The following is a 19,921-nucleotide window of genomic DNA, read 5'->3' on the forward strand; positions in this document are numbered from 1 at the left end:
CGGGTCCTCCGGGGTGTGTGGGTGCGGGCTCACGCGTGGGTGCCGCCGTCGATACGGATCTCGGTGCCGGTGATGAAGGCGCCGTCCTCGGAGACCAGCATGGCGATCACCCCGGCCACCGCGGTCGGGTCGCCCATGCCCGCGCCACCGGATTCCCGGTCGGTCGGCAGCACCGGCGACAGCTTCGAGAACAGCGCCCAATCCGCGTCCGCCGGAACGTAACCCGGGGTCGCGTCGGTGATGCCGGACTTGATGCTGCCCGGCGCGACACACACCGCGCGCAGCCCCTTGCCGCCGAACTCCAGCGCCAGGGCGTGCGTGAAGGACTGGATGCCGCCCTTGCTCGCCGCGTACGCCGCCATGTACGGGTGCGCGAACGCCGCCGAGGTGGAGCTGAAATTCACCACGCTGGCACGGGAATTCGCGAGCAGCGCGGGCAGCGCCTCGCGGACCACCAGGAAGGTGCCGGTGAGATTGACCCGCAGGATCAGGTCCCACAGCTCCAGGGAGGTCTGTTCGGTGTGCGAGGCGCGCAGGATGCCCGCGGCGTTGACCAGGGAATCCAGGCCGCCGAGGGTGTCGACCGCGCCGCGCACGCCGTCGATCACCGACTGTTCGTCGCCGATGTCGATGGTCAGGGTGGTGAGCCGGTCGGCGGTGCCGCGTTCGGTGGCCTGGGCGCGGGTGGCGGCCAGGCCGTCGGCCGAGACATCGGCGCCGACCACGCGGGCGCCTTCGTCGAGCAGCCGGAGCACGGTGGCCTGGCCGATGCCGGAGGCGGCGCCGGTGACGAGGGTGCGAAGGTCGTCGAGTCTGTTCATGGGATGTCCTTCGGGTCGGTGGCTCACCCGAGCCGGCCGGGCACGGGCTCGTGCCGCAGCTGGTCGGTGGCCAGAGTGCCTGCGCGGACCGCGTTCTCGATCGAGTCGCGCAGGGCGGGGCAGGTGGGGATCGAGCCGCTCGGTTCCCCGAGGGCGGCCCGGCGGGCGAACTCCGGGCACGCGGACTCGGCGTCGTCGAGCCATTGCACGCTGGTGTGGCTGGGACTGAACTTCTCGGCCAGCACCTTGTTGCCGCAGGTGGCGCATTGCACGGGTTGCATGATCGCCCCCTCAGCGTTGCCCGGCGGCACGACGCGCGGCGATATAGCCGAACACCATCGCCGGGCCGATGGTGGCGCCCGCGCCCGCGTAGTCGTTGCCCATGACCGCGGCCGAGGTGTTGCCCGCGGCGTAGAGGCCCGGGATGACGGTGCCGTCGGCGCGCAGCACCTGGGCGTCGGCGTTGTAGACCAGGCCGCCCTTGGTGCCCAGATCACCGATCCGCACGCGCAGCGCGTAGTACGGGCCCTTGTCCAGGACATCCAGTGCCGGGGTCGCCAGGGTGGGGTCGCCGTAGTAGTTGTCGTAGGCGCTCCCGCCGCGCCCGAAGTCGGCGTCGTGGCCGTCGCGGGCAAACCCGTTGAACCGCCGCACGGTCGTACCAAGGGACTCGGCGGGGACACCGATGGCGGCGGCCAGCCCGGCGAGGTCCGGCGCGCTGTGCATCAGCCCGGTCGAGGTCCAGGAGGCCGGGAACTTCTGGCCGGGCACGATCCCGCCGATCGGGTAGCGGCTCTTGGCCTTCGCGTCGAAGATCAGCCAGGCCGGATCGTGGCGACCGGCCAGCTGCGCGTGCACGAAGGTCACATATGGCGAGGCCTCGTTGGTGAAGCGCGCCCCGGTGCTGTCGACGATGATCGAGCGCGGAATGGACCGCTCCGAGACCAGCACCTGATTGATGCCCTCCGGCCGCTGGAACGACGGCATCCACCAGGCATCGTCCATCAGGTCCACCGCCGCGCCGACCTGCTCCCCGGCCACGATGCCGTCGCCGGTGTTGTCGGTGGAGGCCGCGCTGAAGTTGTCGCGGCCGCCCTCGGGCAGGTAGCGCTTGCGCAGCGCCTGATTGTGCTCGAAACCGCCGGTGGCCAGCAGCACGCCGTCGCGGGCGCGGATCCGGAACTCGCGGCCGTCGCGTTCGGCGAGTACGCCGAGCACAGCGCCGGTGTCGTCGGTGATCAGCGACCGCAGGGGCGTGTTCAGCCACAGCGGCACCCCGGCGTCGCGCAGGGCCAGCCGCAGCCGGGCGATGAGCGCGCGGCCGAGGGTGTCCATGTGCCTGCGCAGCACGATCGCCTTGATCGCGCGCAGCCCGGTGAGCAGCGCGGTCCAGCGGGCCTTCCAGGTGCGGGTCACCATATTGAGCTGGACGAAGTCCTTGGAGGTGATGAACAGCCCCGGCGGGGTGGCCAGAGCGGCCGGGCGCAGCAGATCCTCGTCGGCGCCGAGCTGCTTCAGATCGACCGGCAGCGGCTCGATCGAGCGACCCGCCGGACGGCCACCGGGCGCTTCGGGGTGATAGTCGGAATAGCCGGTGCACCACTGGAACCGCAGGTGCGGGCTGGTCTCCAGGAACTCCAGCATGCGCGGGCCCGCGTCGATGAAGGCGTCGAGATTGGCCGAGGGCACCCGGTCACCGACGACGGCGTCGAGGTAGGCGCGCACGTCGGCGCGGGCATCGCCCAGGCCCTCGCGCAGCAGCACCGGATTGTTGGGCACCCAGATGCCGCCGCCGGAGAGCGCGGTGCTGCCGCCGTACACCCCGGCCTTCTCGATGACCAGGGTGTCCAGGCCGCGCTCGGCGGCGGCCAGCGCGCCGGTGAGCCCGCCCGCGCCGCTGCCGACGACGAGGAAACCGACTTCGTGATCCCAGTGCTGTTCGGTCGCGGTCATGCTCGCCTCAGCCCACGACCATGTCGTCCTGCGACCAGAACGCCCGCATGCTCGCGATCCGCGCGTTCTCGTCGAAGGTCATGACATCGATCGGCTCGAGGGTGAAGTCCTGGTCGCCGAACCGGGTGACCACCCGGAAACTGAACGCCGCGCTGTTGCCCGCGACCCGCACGAAGAACAGTTCGCTGGAGCGCTCCAGCTGTTCGAAGGACTCGTAGAACTTCCGGATCGCCGCGTGGCCGACATGCGGTTCGCTGCCGACCGGGTCCTCCACCGTCGCGTCCTCGCGGTAGAGGGCGACGATGTCGGCAGCGGAGCCGCTGCCGACGGCCTCCACGTAGTCGCGCACCGTCGCGCGGATGTCGTCGGCTGAAGCCATCGTCTCGCTCCTGAAATATCGAAAAGGGGTTGGTGGTGTGAACGGAACCACATCCGGGGGCCGGTCGGTGGCGGTCCGTCCCGGCCAGCGGGAGGGACCGCCGCCGGGTCAGTCGCCGAGGATGTGGCGCACGGCGAGGTGGCTGAACAGCATGGACGCGCCGATCGGATTGCCGCCGCCGGGATAGACCTCGCCGCTGACGGCGGCCATGGTGTTGCCCGCGGCGTAGAGCCCCGGAATCGGCGCGCCCGCGCGGTCGAGCACGCGGGCCGCGGTGTCGGTGCGCAGACCGCCCTTGGTGCCCAGATCGGAGATGCCGAACGCGGCCGCGTGATACGGGCCCTTGTCGATCGTCACCAGCGGCGGTTCGCCGTTCGAGAACGCGCGGTCGTAGGCCTCGTCGCCGCGCCCGAAATCGGGATCGACGCCCGTGGCGACCATGTCGTTGAACCGGGCGACGGTCGCCTCGAGCTCCGCCGCCGGAACGCCGATCTTCGCGGCGAGTCCGGCGAGGGTGTCGGCGGTGTGCCACAGCCCGGCCGCCACGTACTTCTCGGTCTCGACCATGGACACATTGGTGGCCTTGATCGGCGGGACCTCGCCCTCCTTGTCGTCGTAGATCATCCAGAACGGCAGGCGCAGGCCGCGCTCGCTCATCTGCCGGATCACCTCGCGTCCGAGCCGGTCGTAGGGAGCAGACTCGTTGACGAACCGGCGCCCGTCCTGGTCGACGAAGATGCCGCCGGTGAACCACAGCGCGAAGGCCGACCGCCCGTCCGGATGGGTCAGCCCCGGCGACCACCACGCCTGATCCATCAGGTCGGTATCGGCGCCCGCCGCGATCCCCGCCTGATGCGCCAGGCCCTGATTTCCCCAGGGCCCCATGGTGTCCCGCGCCTCACCGGGCACCCCGTAGTGCACGCGCAACTCCGCGTTCTGCTCGAAACCGCCCGCCGCGAGCACCACCCCGCGCCGGGCGCGAATGGCGTGCCGGGCGCCGTCGCGTTCCACGATCGCCCCGGTGACCGCCCCGTCCTCGACGACGAGTTCGACCAGCGGCGACTCCAGATGCAGGCGCGCGTGCGGGTAGGCCGACAGCGCGCGCAGGAAACGCCCGATCAGCGCCTGGCCGCCGATCAGCAGCTCCGGCAGCGGGGCGCCGAGCCGGTCGGTGTCGAGCGGGCCGCGCAGCGATTCCCGCAGCGGGCCCAGCTCGGCGGCGGGCAGCGGGGTGGGCATGATGTGGCGCTGCCCGTCCAGGCGGGCCTTGGGGGCCTTGCCGAAGTAGTCCGGCCACGGGAGCATCTGGAAGGCGAAATGGTCGTCGGCCTCGAGATACTCGATGAGGTCGCGGCCGCGGCGCACGTAGGTCTGTTGGAGCTCGTCGGGGGTGCGGTCGCCGACGACGGCGCGGTAGTAGGTGAGCGCGTCGTCGATCGTGTCGTCGGTGCCCGCCCGCTCCAGCACCGGGTTGCACGGGAACCACACCCCGCCGCCGCCCGAATAGGCGGTCGTGCCGCCGAACTTGTCGGTCGCCTCGACCACCGCGACGCTGAGCCCCTCGCGGGCGGCGGTGTAGGCCCCGGCCAGGCCACCGCCCGAGCCCGCGACCAGCACATCCACCTCGTCGTTCCAGTCCACCACTGTTTCCTCCTGGTACCACCTCGAATTGCCGACGACGGTAGGTGCGGGGACCGGGCGCGCGGTGCAGATCGTCCCGATCACCGGGAGGCGATCGAAGCGCCGAATGTGCCGGTCAGCGGGAAGGACATCTGCTGGTGGCGGGCGCGCGGACCTAGCGTCGCCGCGGAGAACCGGTCTCCATCGAAAGGTAGGCACTGTGAACCCCGAGACCCCATCGGCTTCCGCCCCCGGCCCCGCCGACGTCGACGTGGTCGTCGTCGGCGCGGGCATCGCCGGTCTGTACGCCCTGCACCGATTCCGCGGCAGCGGGCTGTCGGTGCGGGTGTTCGAGGCGGGCGCGGGCGTGGGCGGCGTCTGGTACTGGAACCGCTACCCGGGCGCGCGCTGCGACGTGGAGAGCGTCGACTACTCCTACTCCTTCGACGACGCGCTGCAACAGGAGTGGGAGTGGAGCGAGAAGTACGCCACCCAGCCCGAGATCCTGGCCTATCTCGAGCACGTCGCCGACCGATACGACCTGCGCCGCGATATCGAATTCCGCACGCGCGTCACCGATATCGTGCTCGACGAGCAGACCCTGCGCTGGCAGGTCGCCACCGACACCGGACGCGCGGTCTCGGCCCGCTTCGTGGTGCTGGCCACCGGCCCGCTGTCCAATGCCAACACCCCCGCCATCGACGGCCTCGACACCTTCGCGGGACGGGTCCTGCACACCTCGCACTGGCCGCACGAGGGCGTCGATCTCACCGGGCAGCGCGTCGGTGTCATCGGCACCGGGTCCTCCGGCATCCAGACCATTCCGTGCCTGGCCGAGCAGGCCCGGCAGCTGCACGTGTTCCAGCGCACCGCCAATTACAGTGTGCCCGCGGGCAATACGCCGCTCAGCGCGGCCGATCGGGCGGCGCAGAAGGCGAACTACGCCGAGCGCAGGCGGTTGTCGATGGCCAGCGGCGGCGGATCACCGCACCAGGCGCACCCGGAATCCGCGCTGGCGGTGAGCGAACAGGAACTGCGTGACGCCTACGAGCAGCGGTGGGCGCTGGGCGGGGTGCTGTTCAGCAAGACCTTCCCCGACCAGCTGGTGAACCTGCCCGCCAACGACACCGCCCGGCTGTTCTGGGAGGAGAAGGTGCGCGCGGTCATCGACGACCCGCGGGTGGCCGAGCTGCTCATCCCGCGCGATCACCCGATCGGCACCAAGCGCATCTGCACCGACACGAACTACTACCAGACCTACAACCGCGACAATGTCGCGCTGGTCGACCTGAAATCCACGCCCATCACCCGTATCGACGCCGACGGTGTGCACACCACCGACGCGCACTACCCCCTCGACACCCTGGTGCTGGCCACCGGCTTCGACGCCATGACCGGGTCGGTCGCGCGGATGAACATCGTCGGCCGCGGCGGGGAATCGCTCAACGAGGCGTGGCGGGAAGGGCCGAAAACCTATCTGGGACTGGGGATGACGGGCTTCCCCAACCTGTTCAACCTGACCGGGCCCGGCAGCCCCTCGGTGCTGGCCAATATGGTGCTGCACTCGGAACTGCACGTCGACTGGGTGGCCGAGGCCATCGCCTACCTCGACAGCAGGGGAGCGGTGGCCCTGGAAGCCCGGCCCGACGCGGTGGCCGACTGGGTGCGTGAATGCGCGGCGCGGGCGGCGGGAACCCTGATGACCCAGGCGAATTCGTGGTATCTGGGCGCGAACATCCCGGGCAGGCCGCGGGTGTTCATGCCCTTCGTCGGCGGGTTCGGGGTCTACGGGCAGATCATCGCCGAGGTCGCCGCCGCCGGATACAAGGGCTTCGACATCCTCGAGGGGTGAGACACGACGACGGGGTGCCCGCGCGGGGCACCCCGTCGTCTGTTCAGGCCGCGAAGCCGCCGAAGCCGCCGCGGTAGAACAGCAGCGGCTTGCGGTCCTCGGCGGCCCGCAGCGCGCCGACCCGCGCCAGCACGAGGGTGTGATCGCCTGCGTCGTGCTCGAGTTCCACACTCACCTCGATCTGCGCGAGCGCCCCGGCCAGCGCGGGCGCGCCGTTGCCCGCCCGCTCCCACTCGACCCCGGCGAACTTGTCGGCGCCGCTCACCGCGAACTGGCGGCACAGCGCGCTCTGCTCTTCGGCCAGGATATTGACGCACAGGGCGCCTTGGGCGCGTAGCAGCGGCCAGCTGGTGGAGGTCTTGGCCGGGCAGAACGACACGTACGGCGGGTCCAGCGAGACCGAGACCACCGACTGACAGGTGAACCCGAGCGGTCGCGTCCCGTCGTGGGCGGCGATCACCGCGACGCCGGTGGCGAAGTGACCGAGCACCCGGCGCAGCTCGGCGGCCGGGATCCCGGCCTCGACGATGACGTTGTCAGCATTCATACCCCCACCCTCGACGGTGCGGGGTCGGTGACTCAAGATGTTCTCCCGGTCAGCGGTTGTCGACCGGCCGAGTGTGTCAAGCGTGGTTGCTACCATGCACCGATGGCGACTCCCGACCCCGATCCCGGCGTGCCCAACCTGCCGCCGACCAGCTGGGCGGTGCTCGCCATGCTCTCCTACGAGGAGGAGATCTCCGGCTACGACCTGAAGAAATGGGCCGACTGGAGCCTGCGCTACGTCTACTGGACCCCGTCCTACAGCCAGATCTACGCCGAGCTGAAGAAACTCGAACAGCACGGTTTCGCCAGCTCCCGCCTCGACCACGACAACGCCATGCGCGGGCGCCGCCTCTACCGGATCACCGACTCCGGCCGCGCCGCCGTCACCACCTGGTGGAACAAGGCCCCCGTCGACCCGTCGGTCCTCAAACACCATGTGCTGCTGCGCGTCATGTTCGGCCACCTCGGCTCCCCGGACCGGCTCAAGCAGATCCTGCGCGACCACATCGCCGACGTCGACCAGCTCGAACAGCGCGCCGCCATCGACGCCGAAGCCGCCAAATCCGAACCCGGCTGGGCCTATTCGCAGATCGTGCTCCAGTGGGCCCAGCGCCACTACGCCGCCGAACGCGAACTCGCCGAACAACTCATCGCCGACATCGACGCCGCCGCCACCGTCCTGGCCGGTGCCGAACACGACGACCGCACCGACTACCCCCACCCCACCCCCGGCCGCTGGCGTGAGATCGAACAGCGGGTCCGCGAGGAACACGAGGACACCGACGCGATCGACCGGTGACGCGGCGTCCTCGCGTGACCCTCGGGCCGTGCCGGGGGGACGCGGCTGTTGGTGGAGTGCGCGTAGGCAGGGGAGGCCGGACGCCCAGGCCGTGGCGGGGCGCAGAGGTGGCCCTATGCCGGACCGAGGACGTTGCGTACCATCGCCCACACTTCCTGACGGGCGGCGAGGGTGGCCGACAGGGACGGGATGGTCAAGAACCCGTGGAACAGGCCGTTGTAGCGGCGGTGACGGACTGCGACGCCGTCCCCGGCCAGGCGCTGGGCGTAGGCGTCTCCGGCGGAGCAGGGTGGATCCAGCTCGGCGGTGACCACCACCGCGGGCGGGAGTCCGGCGAGCGAGGCGGCCCGGGTCGGGACGAGACGGGGGTCGTCGGTGCCGTGGGGGGCGTACTGCTGCCAGTACCAGCGCATGGCGCGGGTGGTGTTGTAGTGGCCGGTGCCGAAGCGGCGGTAGGACTCGGTATCGAAGTCGTCGTCGATGACGGGATAGAGCAGGATCTGCGCGGCCAGGGCCGGACCGCCGTGGTCACGAACGGCCAGGGCGACGGTAGCGGCCAGATTCCCACCCGCGCTGTCCCCGGCCACCGCGATCCGCGCCGGATCCCCGCCGTACTCGCCCGCGTGTTCGGCGGCCCAGCGCAGGGCGGCGAGCATGTCGTCGTGCGCGGCCGGACCCTGATGTTCGGGGGCAAGGCGGTAGTCGACGGAAATCACCACGGCACCGACTCCGGCCGCCATCGAGCGGCAGAACTCGTCGTGACTGTCGAGATCGCAGAACACGAAACCACCACCGTGCGCGAACACGATCACCGGCAGCGCGGCGCCGTCGGCTGGTAGCGCGGTGCTGTGGGTCGGCACGGTGGTGCTGTTGTCGATCCGCGGCAGTGCTCCGTTCGATGGCCGTGTGGCGGTGTCGACCTGCGTTGTGGCGCTGTCGATCTGGGGAGAGACAGCGGCGGCGGGCTCTTGCGGTCGATAGATCCGCAGGGGTAGGGGGCCGCCGGGGCCGTCGATGGTGACGTCGCGGGCGGTGTGCATGGCGGGAAGGCGTCGCAAGGGGCCGCGTCTGGCCTTGATGGCGGCGCGGACCTCGGTGGGGTGCATGGTGGCGACGTCGGGGAAGCCGGTGTCGAGGGCCGTCAGCATCGCGGCCACTTCCGGGTCGGGGACGGCGCCCGGGCCGGTGGTCGGGAAATCGCGCACGGTCACGGGTTCTCCTGGGGGGGTCGGGGACGGGATCGGTGCTGGTCCACCGGTGTCCCGGTCACCGTAGGGGCGGTGGTGGGCGGCGCGAACCGCGTTCTCCCACTGGGCGGAAACCCGCGCCGCGGGGGCGGCGGCCGCTGCCTACGGTCGGCGGATGAGCACCGTCTATGTGATCGACACCGTGGTGACGAAACCGGGCCGGGCCAGGGACTTCGTCGACGCCTACCTGCGCGACTACGCCCCCGGCGCGCGCGATCGGGGGATGCGGCTGGAGCACCTCGTGGTGAGCCCACCGGTGTGGTTCACCGACGCGCCGAACACCGTCATCGCGACCTGGACGCTCGACAGTGCCGAGGACTGGTGGGCCATGACGTGGCGTGGCCGCCCCGACGAATCCGTGCGCGGCTGGTGGACGCGGGCCCAGGAATGGATTCTCGACCGTTCCCGCCACACCGCCGCTCCCGCCGACGAGGTGGACGGGCTCAACGATGTATGAGGTGATCCGGCTCGTGCACCTGTCCCCGGCCGCCGACAGCGCGGCCCTGACCGCACGCCTGCGCGCGTGGGCCGCGCCGAGTCGGGACGACCGTGCCACGGCATCTCTGCCCGCCCACCTGCGCTGGTGCGCGGGCACCGCCCGGCACGCCCTGATCCAGCCGACCCTGCCCGGCGTCCGCAACGGCGGTGACCTCCTGGTGCACCTGCGCTTCGACGACCCCGACACCTGCTCGGCCGCGGCGGCCCAGCTCGACGCGGTGCTGGCCGACCCGACTGTGACTCACCTGGACGGCGCCGAATACACCGGCGGCACAGCAGGATCCGCCGATCCTCACACCCCCGCCACCGTCCACCGCGTCCTGCTGCTGCGCGTCGCACCCGACACCCCACCCGCCACGGTGCGCGCCTTCGAAGCCGACCTGCTCCGCATGCCCACCCACATCCCGACCATCCGCTCCTGGCAGCTCAGCACCGTGCGCCACCCCACCGGATCGATCCCGTGGACCCATGTCTGGGAACAGGAATTCACCGACCTCGCCGCCTTACAGGGCCCCTACCTCCTGCACCCGATCCACTGGGCCCACGTCGACCGCTGGTTCGACCCGGAATGCCCGGAGTCGATCGTCCGCGACCGCGTCTGCCACAGCTTCTGCCCGAACGAACCACTCCCACCCACCTGACGACCTACACACGTCGGCCACCGCGTCGCCGCCGAGCGCCGGATCGAGCGCGGTCCGGCGCTCGACGCCGAGCTCGGCGTAGTCCTGCTTCGGTGTCGAGTTCGGGCGCGGTCCTCCTGCGGCGTCGTGCTCGGCCGCGGTCCTGAGCCGGATCGGCAGCGACCCCGTGGCTCAATCCGTCGGTGCTGCTCGCGGATACGTGTGCCGCCGAGGTACGACGGTCGGTCGAGGGTGCGGCACGGCCCAGACGAGCCTGTCCGGGGACACCCTCGACCGCGAGCAGCTCCTGCGCTACCCGCGTGATCAGGGCGAGGACCCGAGGCGGGCGGATGCGTCGGCGGCCCCGGCTCAGGCCGTACGGGTGGCCTGCGGATAGGCGTGCGGTCGGGGTGCGGGGCCGCCGGTGAGGGGGCGGGGGTGCTGCTGGAGGGTCGGGTGGACCCGGACGCGGCCGTCGTCGACGTGGCGCCAGATATTGAGCGCGGTGGTGCGGACCGGCGCGGTGAGGCGGTGGTCGAACAGGAGACGGTCGACGGGGCCGCAGACCGAGACCGCCGCGACGGCGGGTTCGCCGAGTTCGCCGATGGGGGCCGCGATACAGCCGAAGCCGGGGAGCGACTCCTCGCGTTCGACGGCGATGCCGTGCGCGCGCACCTTGGCCAGTTCCGCGTCGAGCTGGGCTTTGGTGCGGGTGCGCGTGGCGGACTGCCCGGCGAGCACCTCGGCCAGCCGGTGCTCGCCGGAGTGGGCCAGGATCGCCTTGCCCACCGCGGTACCCGCCGCGGGCCGCCTGCCGCCGACTCGGGTCGGGACGGCCGCGGCCAGATCGCCGCCGACCTTGTCCAGGTACACCACATCCGGGCCGTCGAGCACGGCCAGATGCACCACGAACCCGGTGACCCGGTGCAGTTCGTGCAGGAACGGCATGGCCGCGCGATGCAGCCGGTCCTGGTGCACGGCCAGCGAGCCCAGCTCCATCAGCCGCAGGCCCAGCTCGTAGTCGCGCCCTTCGCGGCGTAGCCAGCGCAGTTGCACGAGCCGCTCCAGCATGCGATGCGCCGAGGACCGGGGTAGGCCGGTCCGGCGCACGATCTGGGCGAGGGTGAGCCTGCCCGGCCCGTCGAAGGCGTCGAGCAGCAGGGACGCGCGATCGAGGATCGCGCTGGGGGTGGTGGCCTCGGCCTGGATGACCATGGAGCGCTCCATTCGGATTACGAGCTGATGCCGAGTCGCATATTTCGATTAGGCATATACCTATTGATACCATCTGCTGTGCCCGTTGTCACATGAATGGCTCGAGGTGTATCGACGACGAAGGCCCCCGATCCGGGCGCGCGGCGCGGATCGGGGGCCTGTGACGGCGGGTGGGCGGACTACATGGCCGCCAGCGGCTCGCTCCCGGACCAGTCGTGGCCCCAGTAGCTGTCGGCGGTGATCTCCTCGGCGGTGTAGTACCGCTCGTCGACGCGCATGCCCTCGGTGCCGAACTCGATGTCCCAGCCGCCGGGGGCGCGCACGTAGAACGACACCATCTTGTCGTTGGTGTGCCTGCCCAGCGTCGAGGACACCGAGAACCCGTCCTTGGTCACCCGGTCCAGGGCCTGGCCGACCGCGTCGAGGCTGTCGACCTCGACCATGATGTGCACCAGCCCGGGCGCGCCCGCGTGCGGCGCCGGGCACAGCGCCAGGCTGTGGTGGCGCTCGTTGATGCCAAGGAAACGCACCCGCATCGGCCCGAACTCCGGCGGCGCCGGAATCCGGAACGCGCCGCGCGGCAGGAAGCCGAGCACCTCGGTGTAGAACGCGAACGCGCCGTTCGGGTCCATGGTCGGCAGCACCACGTGGCCCAGCCCCTGCGCCCCGGTGACGAACCGCGCGCCGAAGGGCGTCACCACCGGGCTGTGGTCGAGCACCGCGCCGTGGAACACCTCCAGCGTGGCTCCGGTCGGATCCTCGAAGGTGATGACCTCCTCGACCCGGCGCGCGTCGGCCTCCTCGACCGAGAGCGGCTTGACCGCGATCCCGGCGGCGGTCACCGCCTCCCGCACCCGGACCAGCGCGGCGTGGTCCCGCACCTCCCAGCCGATGGTCACCACGGCGTCGGTCTCGCCGGGCACCACGGTGATCCGGGCGGCGCGTTCGTCCATCCGCAGATACAGCGCGTCCGGGTCCGGGCCGCTGCCCTGGGCGAAGCCGAGCACGTCGAAGGCGAAGGCGCGCCAGCGGTCCATGTCGGCGGTCTGGATCGTGACGTAGCCGAGGCCCTTGATGTCTGTCATGTCGGTGTGTCCTTCGTGGTGGTTCGGTCAGATCATCGAGCGCAGGTTGTCCGCGGGCTCGATACCCAGCGAACTCAGCGCCGAGGCGTGGTAGACGGTGCTGGGCACGTGGATGGCGTGGGCCAGGCCGACGTGAGCGTCGCGCCAGAAGCGTTGCAGCGGTTTGTCGGTGCGCATCGCGTTGCCGCCGGAGCGGGCGAAGATCTGGTCCACCGCGGTCACCGCGCGCCAGGCCGCGCGGACCTGGGTGCGCCGGACCGCGGCCCGCTCGGCGAAACCGATCTCCTTGCCCGCCTCGACCAGATCGAAGACCCGGTCGACATTGCTCAGCAGTTCCTGGCGGGCGGCATTGATGTCGGCGGCGGCCTCGCCGATGGCGAACAGCACATACGGGTCGTCCTTGACCGCGGTGCCCTGGGCGCCGACCCGGTCGCGCTGGTAGTCCAGGTGCGCGGCCAGCGCGCCCTCGGCGATCCCGACCACCGCCGAGCTGATGCCCAGCGGGAACATCGTCGACCACGGCATCTTGTACAGCGTCTCGGTGACGCCGTATTCCCGCTGCGCGGTGCCGTCGATGACGTGGTCACCGTTCATCACCCGGTAGTCGGGCACGAAGGCGTCCTTGACGATGATGTCCTTGGACCCGGTGCCCTGCAGGCCAACCACATTCCAGGAGTCCTCGACGATGGTGTAGTCCTGGCGCGGCAGGATCATGTGCAGCATGGTCGGCGGCAGCGCCATCGACCCGTCCGGATTGCCGAGCATGGCGCCCAGGAAGATCCAGTCGCAGTGATCGGTGCCGGAACTGAACTGCCAGCGGCCGTTGAAGATATAGCCGCCCTCCACCGGCCGGGCGATGCCGGTGGGCGCGTACGGCGAGGCGATCCAGGTGTCGTGGTCGTCGGCCCACACCTCGTCCTGCACCTTCGGGTCGGCGAAGGCCAGCTGCCACGGGTGCACGCCGACGATGCCGGTGATCCAGCCGCTGGCGCCGTCCAGGGCGGCGGTGGCCATCACCGTTTCGGCGAACTCGCGCGGGTGCGCCTCGAATCCGCTGTATTTCTTGGGCTGCAACAGGCGGATCGAGCCCGCGTCTTTGAGCAGCCGCGCCGTCGCGTCGGGGAGCTGTCCGTGCCGCTCCGCCTCGGGAGCCTGCGCGCGCAGCTGATCGGCGATCGCGGCGATGTTGTCGAGAACCTTGGTCATCGCGGGTGGTGCTTTCTGTTCGGGGGAATCAGGACAGGGTGTTGATGACGGCGCCGCGGGCGATATTGTCGGCCACCTCGGCTTCCCAGCTGGTCACCGCGCGCTCGGTGTCGATCTCGAACTCGAAGCGCTTGGTCATGTCATCGGTGACGTCCTCGACGTCGACGTAGAACTGCTTGTACCAGCGGCGCAGCTGGTAGACCGGCCCGTCCTCCTCCGACAGCAGCGGATTGTCGATGGGGGCCTTGTTCTTCCAGATGGCCACGTCCTGCTCGAAGCCGTACTCGACGCCCTGGGCGAACTGGGCGGCCATCGCGTTCGCGTCCTCGTCGGACATGCCCTGCGGCTTCTTGACCATCGCGCCGTACTGCAGCACGAAGGAGTTCTCGCTGACCGGGTAGTGGCAGTTGATCAGCACCGTCTCGATGGTCATGCCGTTGGCCTCGCTCCAGAGCCAGTCGACCATGTACGACGGGCCGAAATACGAGGCGTCCGAACGCAGGGTGGAGTTCGGGTCGTCGTAGCTGGTGCCCACCTCGATGTCGTGGCGCGGGGTCGAGCGCATGTACTGGGTGGCGACGGGGCCCTCGAAGACGTTCTTGAAGTAGCGCGGAAAGGCGTAGTGCACGTAGAAGAAGTGCGCCATGTCGACCACGTTGTCGACGATCTCGCGGCAGTGCGAGCCCTCGATGAGCATCGAGTTCCAGGTCCAGTCGGTCCACTCCGGGGTGCCGTAACCCTCGATCTCGGGGATGGTCACCGCGTCGGTGGGCTTGCTGCCCTGCGGGTCGTGCCAGATGTAGAGCTGGCCGTTGCGTTCGAGGGTCGGCCACGAGCGGGTCTTGGCCAGTGGCGGCACCCGGCGCGCGTAGGGGATGGCGGTGCACTTGCCATTGCCGCCCCAGCGCCAGTCGTGGAACGGGCAGGCGATCGAGTCGCCCTTGACGGTGCCGTGCGCCAGATTGCCGCCCATGTGACGGCAGAACCCGTCGAGCACGTGCAGGGTGCCGTCGGTCTCGGACTGGAACACCACCAGCGTGGTGCCGAAAGCCTTGACCTCGTGCGGCTTTCCGTCGCGGAACGACGAGAGCAGCCCGAGGCAGTGCCAGCCGCGGGCGAAGCGGGTGGGCGCAGCGGCGGCCTCGATCTGACGATAGTCGGCGGTGGCGTCCAGTGATCGGCCGTTCGGCGGGTTCTCCGGCATCGAAACCTCCATGGTCTGACGGAGCGGGATGAGCTGCGCCGATGGTCGCGCCGTGAGCGGGTGCCCGCGCCGCCGTGTTCCCGGTCAGCGGACATGTTTTCGGCGCGACCGGGCGGTGTCCCGATCAGCGGGAGAGGAACCGGTCACAGCGTGCGTGCGGTTCTAGCGTGACGGCACCTGCCGAAGAGAGGACTGCTCATGGGTGACGTCGCGATGGTGCTCGAGACCGAGGCGATCCGGGTGTTCGCCGCGGCCGCGCGCTCGGACAATCCGGCCTACCGGCTCGCCGAGCACCCGGTGGTCCCGCCGACCTTCCTGCCCGCCGACACCGCGCCGGGCGAACGCGCCGAGACCGATCACCGGTTCTTCGGCCCGCCGCCGCGCGCCGGCGACCGGCTCACCCTGGTCCGCGCCGCCGCACCCGCCGAATCGCTGACCCGCTACTTCGACCGCACCGGCGGCCTGGTCGCCGAATCCTGGGCGGCCACCGACACCTTGCGCGGCGTTCCCGCCACCGCCCAGGCCACCGCGCAACTGGCCACCTACGCCACCGACTGGCTCGGCGCGGAGAACATCCGCCGCTTCCGCACCCGCGCGGTCCGGGCCCTGTCCTCGGGCGAAGTGCTGACCTGCACCGGCCGCATCACGCAGAGTTACCGGCAGGACGGCGAAGCCCGCGTGGACGTCACCCTGTGCGGGACCGACGCGGCGGGCACCGTCGTCGTCCGCGCCTGGGCGAGCTTCGCCCACGACCGACCCTGAGCAGGAGCGCCATGACCGACCCCGACCTCGCCGCCCGGATCGCCCGACTGGAGGCCGTCGCCGCCATCACCGCGGTGAAACACCGCTACTTCCGCGCGTGCGACGCCAAGGACCCGACCGGCTTCCTCGCCTGCTTCGTGCCCGGCGCGCCGCTGGACTACGGCCCGCTGGGCACGCACGACGCCGAGGGCATGGCCGCGCTGTTCGCCTCGATCGCGCTGCGCCGGGTCGACGACGGACCCGCCGTCCTCGACATGCATCACGGCGTGCACCCCGACATCACCGTGCACGACGACACCACCGCGAGCGGCGCGTGGACCCTGAAGTTCCGGCAGGTCAACCTGCTCACCGGCACCGAATCGGTGGCCACCGGCGAATACGCCGACGAGTACCGGCGGGTGGACGGCGAGTGGCGGATCGCGCGCAGCACCTTCACCCAGCTCTGGTCGATCACCCGACCACTCGGTCCGGACCATCGCGTGAAAAACGGCTGAATCGCTTCCGGACAACCGTCCGAAATGGTGGAGTGTTCATAATGCACATCGAGGTTCGGAGGTAGTTCGACATGACGCGACGCTACGAAGGCAAAGTCGCCTTCATCACCGGCGCGGCCCGCGGCCAGGGCCGCGCCGAGGCGGTCCGCTTCGCGGAGGAGGGCGCGAACATCATCGCGATCGACGCCTGCGCGGAATTCGCCAGCACGCCCTATCCGGGCGCCACCGAGGCCGATCTGGCCGAGACGGTGCGGCTGGTCGAGGCGGCCGGGGGCAAGATCGTCGCGAGCAAGGCCGACGTGCGGGACTTCGACGCGCTCGCGGCGGCCCTGGCCGCGGGCATCGAGCAGCTGGGCCGCCTGGACGTGGTGGTGGCCAATGCCGGGATCTGTTCGGCGGCGCTGTCCTGGGAGATCACCGCCGAGCAGTGGCAGGAGACCGTCGACGTCAACCTGACCGGCGTCTTCCATACCGCCAAGGCCGCGGTGCCGCACCTGATCGCGCAGGGCGAGGGCGGGGCGATGGTGTTCATCAGCTCGGTCTCCGGCCTCAAGGGCACGCCGTTCACCGGCCACTACGTCGCCACCAAGCACGCCATCACCGGCCTGGCCAAGACCATGGCCAACGAGCTGGGCGAGCACCGCATCCGGGTCAACACCGTGCACCCGGCCGGGGTGGCGACCGGCATGCAGCTCCTCGACATGGGCCCGCTGCTGGAGAGGTACGCCACCACGCTGGCGCCCATCTTCATGAACGCCCTGCCCACCTACATCACCGAGCCGACCGATATCGCCGCCGCGGTGGCGTGGTTGTGCTCGGACGAGGCGGTGCACGTCACCGGCGCGCAGATCCCCGTGGACATGGGCAACCTGAATCGCTGACCGTCCCGGATTGGTATTTTTATACCGCCCGCTCTAGGGTGGTATAAAAATACCAACTGGAGGCGTGATGGTGGAGTTGAAGTCGCCCGCGGAGATCGAGCGCATGCGGGTGACCGGCCGGTTCGTCGCCGACGTGCTGGCCGGGGTGCGGGCCGCGGCGGCCGTCGGGGTGAATCTGCTGGAGCTGGAAGCGTATGTGCGGGAACGGATCCGGGAGCGCGGCGCGGTGTCGTGCTACTGGGACTATTCGCCCTCGTTCGGGCGCGGGCCGTTCCGCAATACCGTGTGTCTGTCGGTCAATGACGCGGTGCTGCACGGACTTCCGTTCGACTACGTCCTGCGGGACGGTGACGTGCTGACCGCCGATCTGGCTGTCTCCCTCGACGGCTGGGTCGCCGACGCCGCGGTGACCACCATCGTCGGCACTCCCGCGCCCGCCGATCAGCGCCTCGTCCGTGCCACCGAGGACGCCCTCGCCGCCGGGATCGCGGCCGCGCAACCGGGCGGGCGCCTGGGTGACATCTCCGCGGCCATCGCCGCCGTCGCCCGCGACTACGGCTTTCCGGTGAACACCGAATTCGGCGGCCACGGCCTGGGCCGGACCATGCACGAGGACCCGCACGTCGCCAACGGCGGCCGGGCCGGTCGCGGATTCCCGCTGCGGCCCGGGCTCACGATCGCCATCGAACCGTGGTTCGCCGCGGGCACCGACCGCGTGGTCACCGATGCCGACGGGTGGACCATCCGCTCGGCCGACGGCTCCCGCTGCGCGCACAGCGAGCACACCATCGCCATCACGGCCGACGGGCCACGCGTCCTGACGCTGGCGGACTGATCAGGCGGATTCGGCGACCGGCTCGGCGCGGTAGATCCCGGCCAGCTCGGTCAGCGGGATGTCCAGGGCCTCGGCCAGGCCGACGACGGTGCCGAAGGCGGGCGAGGGCAGGCGGCCCGACTCGATCTTGCGCAGGGTCTCGGGGGAGATGCCCGCCGCGTGCGCCACCTCGGCGAGCTCGCGGTCGCCGCGCGCGGACCGCAGGCGGCGGCCGAGGCGGCGGCCAGCTTCGACCTGGGCGGGGCTGAGGGGGAGGCGCACCATGGGATAGAGGGTAGGGGCGGTATTTAAATACCGCAAGTCGCCGTCGCCGGGATGAGACCTGGTGGTTTGCTCGGCGGTCGCGAAAAGGTCTACGTCGCAGGGGGTTTCGAATTTCCCCGTTACCCCCTCGTGAGTTATAGCGATAGCGCATCATGAAGGGGTATCCAGTCGATCCCGGGGTAGGTCGGATCGGCGAGTCGGAGGGAAATCCCATGAAGTTCAACCGTGTGCTGGCCGCCTGCGTGCTCACCGTCGCCGCGACCGGCATCACCGCCGCCACCGTCCACGGCGCTCCGGTCGCCGGACCCACCGTCAGCGGGGTCGACGGTGCCGTCGCCTATACGGCCACCGTCGCCCCCGACGGCTCGCAGACCGGCATCACCCTGGCCGCGGGCACCTTCGAACTCGCGCCCGGCGCGGTCGCGGTGCTCGCCCCAGACGGCAGCCGGGTCGGGCTCATCCCGACCACGGTGCAGACCGTGGCCGGACCGGCCGTCCAGGTGATTCCCGAGGTCGACGCGACCGCCACCACCCTCACCCTGACCCCGGTCGGCGCGCCCGCGCCGAACCCGGTGGCGCTGCAGCAGATCGACCAGACCGGCAATATCGTCGCCGGGATCGCCATCGGCTGTGTGATCGGCGCGCTCATCGGGCTGATCTTCCTGTTCGTCAGCGCGATTCCCGGCTGTGTCATCGGGGCGGTGATCGGCGGCATCATCGGATCGAATCAGTAGTTGTTCCCGGCGCGGGGTGGGCGTCCGCGCGCCCACCCCGCGCGGGTCAGCGGGTTCCGCTCCGGATGTCGGTGAACGCGCCGTCGAGGAGGACGGGGACGGTGTGATCGGCGTCGAGGTCGACGGCCAGGGCGACGTCGTCAGCGAACCCGATCGCGGCGAGTTCACGCCCGGAGGCGCTGTCGGTGATCAGTTCGGCCATCGCCGGTGTGCCGCGGAAGGTGCTCGCGGCGGCCCTCGCCTCGGGGGAGAGCGCGCCGATGCCCCGCTCACTCAACGCCGTCACCAGCGCGCCCGCCCCGAGCCAGTCCTCGATGGCGGGCCGCACGGTCTCGGTGCCCGGCCACTGCTCCCCGGCCGGGACGACGGCGATCGGCCGATCCACCCCACCCCAGCCGTCCTGATCCACCAGCCACGCCGCCACCGCGGCCACATTCCGCAGGCACGCCGCCACCACCGGGGTATCCCGCACGGTGGTGGCGATCGCGGAACCGTTGGGGGAGGGCAGCACCAGCCGCTCGGTCACCGGTGCCCGGCGCAGGGCGGCCGGGGACAACGACCACGGCGCGTCCGGCCCGGCCTCGCGACGACCGACCGCGAGCGCGGCCCGATGCTCAGCGGCGAAGGCCCGCGCGGATTCGTCCCGCCAGCGGTACGGGTACACGACGGTCCCGGCGGCGGTCGCGATCGACACCGAGGTCGTGAACGACAGCACATCGATCACCACCACACACGCCGCCCCTGCCCCGATCGCCGCCGCGCCCGCCCGGCCCCACTCCACCCGCACGCCGAACCCCTGCTGCTGCGCCCACTGCGGTGACACCCGAACCTCCCGTTCCTCGGACGAAACCTCCAGTCCATCATGAGAATCCGGCGCGCGCCACGACCCGGTCGCGTGGGTAGTGG

22 protein-coding genes are annotated in these 19,921 nt (G+C 70.8%); 9 read left to right on the forward strand and 13 right to left on the reverse strand.

Annotated elements, in window-relative coordinates; genetic code table 11:
* Positions 1-29: 29 nt before the first annotated feature.
* The 5 genes from WA675_RS17080 to WA675_RS17100 form a co-directional block, all read right to left on the reverse strand.
* A complete protein-coding gene (locus WA675_RS17080; RefSeq protein ID WP_336085551.1) occupies positions 30-821 on the reverse strand; it encodes an SDR family NAD(P)-dependent oxidoreductase in 792 nt (263 codons plus the stop codon).
* A 23-nt stretch (positions 822-844) separates the two neighbouring features.
* Complete coding sequence (locus tag WA675_RS17085; RefSeq protein ID WP_336085552.1) at positions 845-1,102, reverse strand: hypothetical protein; 258 nt, start codon at positions 1,100-1,102, stop codon at positions 845-847.
* Positions 1,103-1,112: 10 nt separating this feature from the next.
* The gene (locus WA675_RS17090; RefSeq protein ID WP_336085553.1) at positions 1,113-2,774 is read right to left on the reverse strand and encodes an FAD-binding protein; all 1,662 of its coding nucleotides are present in this window, start codon (positions 2,772-2,774) and stop codon (positions 1,113-1,115) included.
* 7 nt (positions 2,775-2,781) lie between these two features.
* The gene (locus WA675_RS17095) at positions 2,782-3,153 is read right to left on the reverse strand and encodes a nuclear transport factor 2 family protein (protein WP_336085554.1); all 372 of its coding nucleotides are present in this window, start codon (positions 3,151-3,153) and stop codon (positions 2,782-2,784) included.
* Between the two features lie 108 nt (positions 3,154-3,261).
* On the reverse strand, positions 3,262-4,797 hold the full coding sequence (locus WA675_RS17100; RefSeq protein ID WP_336085555.1) for an FAD-binding protein: 1,536 nt from the start codon (positions 4,795-4,797) through the stop codon (positions 3,262-3,264).
* Positions 4,798-4,993: 196 nt separating this feature from the next.
* On the opposite strand from WA675_RS17100, the gene WA675_RS17105 reads away from it, so the two are divergent.
* Entirely contained in the window at positions 4,994-6,625 is a 1,632-nt protein-coding gene (locus tag WA675_RS17105; RefSeq protein WP_336085556.1) for a flavin-containing monooxygenase, read from the forward strand.
* Between the two features lie 43 nt (positions 6,626-6,668).
* On the opposite strand, the gene WA675_RS17110 is transcribed toward WA675_RS17105, so the two are convergent.
* Positions 6,669-7,172: a flavin reductase family protein gene (locus WA675_RS17110; RefSeq protein WP_336085557.1), complete on the reverse strand. Its 504-nt coding sequence runs from the start codon at positions 7,170-7,172 to the stop codon at positions 6,669-6,671.
* Positions 7,173-7,274: 102 nt separating this feature from the next.
* Here WA675_RS17110 and WA675_RS17115 point away from each other — a divergent pair, with 102 nt between their 5' ends.
* Positions 7,275-7,970, forward strand: a complete 696-nt coding sequence (locus WA675_RS17115; protein WP_336085558.1) for a PadR family transcriptional regulator — start codon at positions 7,275-7,277, stop codon at positions 7,968-7,970.
* A gap of 113 nt (positions 7,971-8,083) precedes the next feature.
* Here WA675_RS17115 and WA675_RS17120 read toward each other — a convergent pair whose 3' ends face one another.
* Positions 8,084-9,181, reverse strand: a complete 1,098-nt coding sequence (locus WA675_RS17120) for an alpha/beta hydrolase (protein ID WP_336085559.1) — start codon at positions 9,179-9,181, stop codon at positions 8,084-8,086.
* 151 nt (positions 9,182-9,332) lie between these two features.
* On the opposite strand from WA675_RS17120, the gene WA675_RS17125 reads away from it, so the two are divergent.
* Positions 9,333-9,674, forward strand: coding sequence for a hypothetical protein (locus WA675_RS17125; RefSeq protein WP_336085560.1), 342 nt, complete (start codon positions 9,333-9,335; stop codon positions 9,672-9,674).
* Entirely contained in the window at positions 9,667-10,356 is a 690-nt protein-coding gene (locus WA675_RS17130; protein WP_336085561.1) for a Dabb family protein, read from the forward strand. The genes WA675_RS17125 and WA675_RS17130 overlap by 8 nt, the downstream gene beginning before the upstream one ends.
* A 348-nt stretch (positions 10,357-10,704) precedes the next feature.
* Here WA675_RS17130 and WA675_RS17135 read toward each other — a convergent pair whose 3' ends face one another.
* From WA675_RS17135 to WA675_RS17150, 4 genes are all read right to left on the reverse strand, one after another.
* Positions 10,705-11,550 (reverse strand): IclR family transcriptional regulator, encoded by an 846-nt coding sequence (locus WA675_RS17135; protein ID WP_336085562.1) that lies wholly within the window; start codon positions 11,548-11,550, stop codon positions 10,705-10,707.
* Positions 11,551-11,729: 179 nt separating this feature from the next.
* Entirely contained in the window at positions 11,730-12,635 is a 906-nt protein-coding gene (gene bphC / locus WA675_RS17140) for a biphenyl-2,3-diol 1,2-dioxygenase (protein WP_336085563.1), read from the reverse strand.
* A gap of 27 nt (positions 12,636-12,662) precedes the next feature.
* Positions 12,663-13,841 carry an acyl-CoA dehydrogenase family protein gene (locus WA675_RS17145; protein WP_336085564.1) on the reverse strand — a complete coding sequence of 393 codons (1,179 nt, stop codon included), beginning with the start codon at positions 13,839-13,841 and terminating at the stop codon, positions 12,663-12,665.
* Between the two features lie 28 nt (positions 13,842-13,869).
* Positions 13,870-15,045 (reverse strand): Rieske 2Fe-2S domain-containing protein, encoded by a 1,176-nt coding sequence (locus WA675_RS17150; RefSeq protein ID WP_442945645.1) that lies wholly within the window; start codon positions 15,043-15,045, stop codon positions 13,870-13,872.
* A gap of 198 nt (positions 15,046-15,243) precedes the next feature.
* On the opposite strand from WA675_RS17150, the gene WA675_RS17155 reads away from it, so the two are divergent.
* The 4 genes from WA675_RS17155 (at position 15,244) to map (ending at position 18,017) form a co-directional block, all read left to right on the forward strand.
* Positions 15,244-15,807, forward strand: coding sequence for a hypothetical protein (locus tag WA675_RS17155; RefSeq protein ID WP_336085566.1), 564 nt, complete (start codon positions 15,244-15,246; stop codon positions 15,805-15,807).
* An 11-nt stretch (positions 15,808-15,818) separates the two neighbouring features.
* Positions 15,819-16,301: a nuclear transport factor 2 family protein gene (locus WA675_RS17160; protein WP_336085567.1), complete on the forward strand. Its 483-nt coding sequence runs from the start codon at positions 15,819-15,821 to the stop codon at positions 16,299-16,301.
* A 71-nt stretch (positions 16,302-16,372) separates the two neighbouring features.
* Complete coding sequence (locus tag WA675_RS17165; protein WP_336085568.1) at positions 16,373-17,182, forward strand: mycofactocin-coupled SDR family oxidoreductase; 810 nt, start codon at positions 16,373-16,375, stop codon at positions 17,180-17,182.
* Positions 17,183-17,249: 67 nt separating this feature from the next.
* Positions 17,250-18,017 carry a type I methionyl aminopeptidase gene (gene map, locus WA675_RS17170; RefSeq protein WP_336085569.1) on the forward strand — a complete coding sequence of 256 codons (768 nt, stop codon included), beginning with the start codon at positions 17,250-17,252 and terminating at the stop codon, positions 18,015-18,017.
* Here the strand turns inward: map and WA675_RS17175 are convergent, their stop codons facing one another.
* Positions 18,018-18,281 (reverse strand): helix-turn-helix domain-containing protein, encoded by a 264-nt coding sequence (locus WA675_RS17175; protein ID WP_336085570.1) that lies wholly within the window; start codon positions 18,279-18,281, stop codon positions 18,018-18,020.
* A gap of 212 nt (positions 18,282-18,493) precedes the next feature.
* Here WA675_RS17175 and WA675_RS17180 point away from each other — a divergent pair, with 212 nt between their 5' ends.
* On the forward strand, positions 18,494-19,015 hold the full coding sequence (locus tag WA675_RS17180; protein WP_336085571.1) for a hypothetical protein: 522 nt from the start codon (positions 18,494-18,496) through the stop codon (positions 19,013-19,015).
* A gap of 46 nt (positions 19,016-19,061) precedes the next feature.
* Here the strand turns inward: WA675_RS17180 and WA675_RS17185 are convergent, their stop codons facing one another.
* Positions 19,062-19,838: a 2-phosphosulfolactate phosphatase gene (locus tag WA675_RS17185; RefSeq protein WP_336085572.1), complete on the reverse strand. Its 777-nt coding sequence runs from the start codon at positions 19,836-19,838 to the stop codon at positions 19,062-19,064.
* Between the last annotated feature and the right edge of the window lie 83 nt (positions 19,839-19,921).

The sequence above is a fragment of the Nocardia sp. SSK8 genome (genome assembly GCF_037034205.1).
Taxonomy (GTDB): Bacteria; Actinomycetota; Actinomycetes; order Mycobacteriales; family Mycobacteriaceae; genus Nocardia.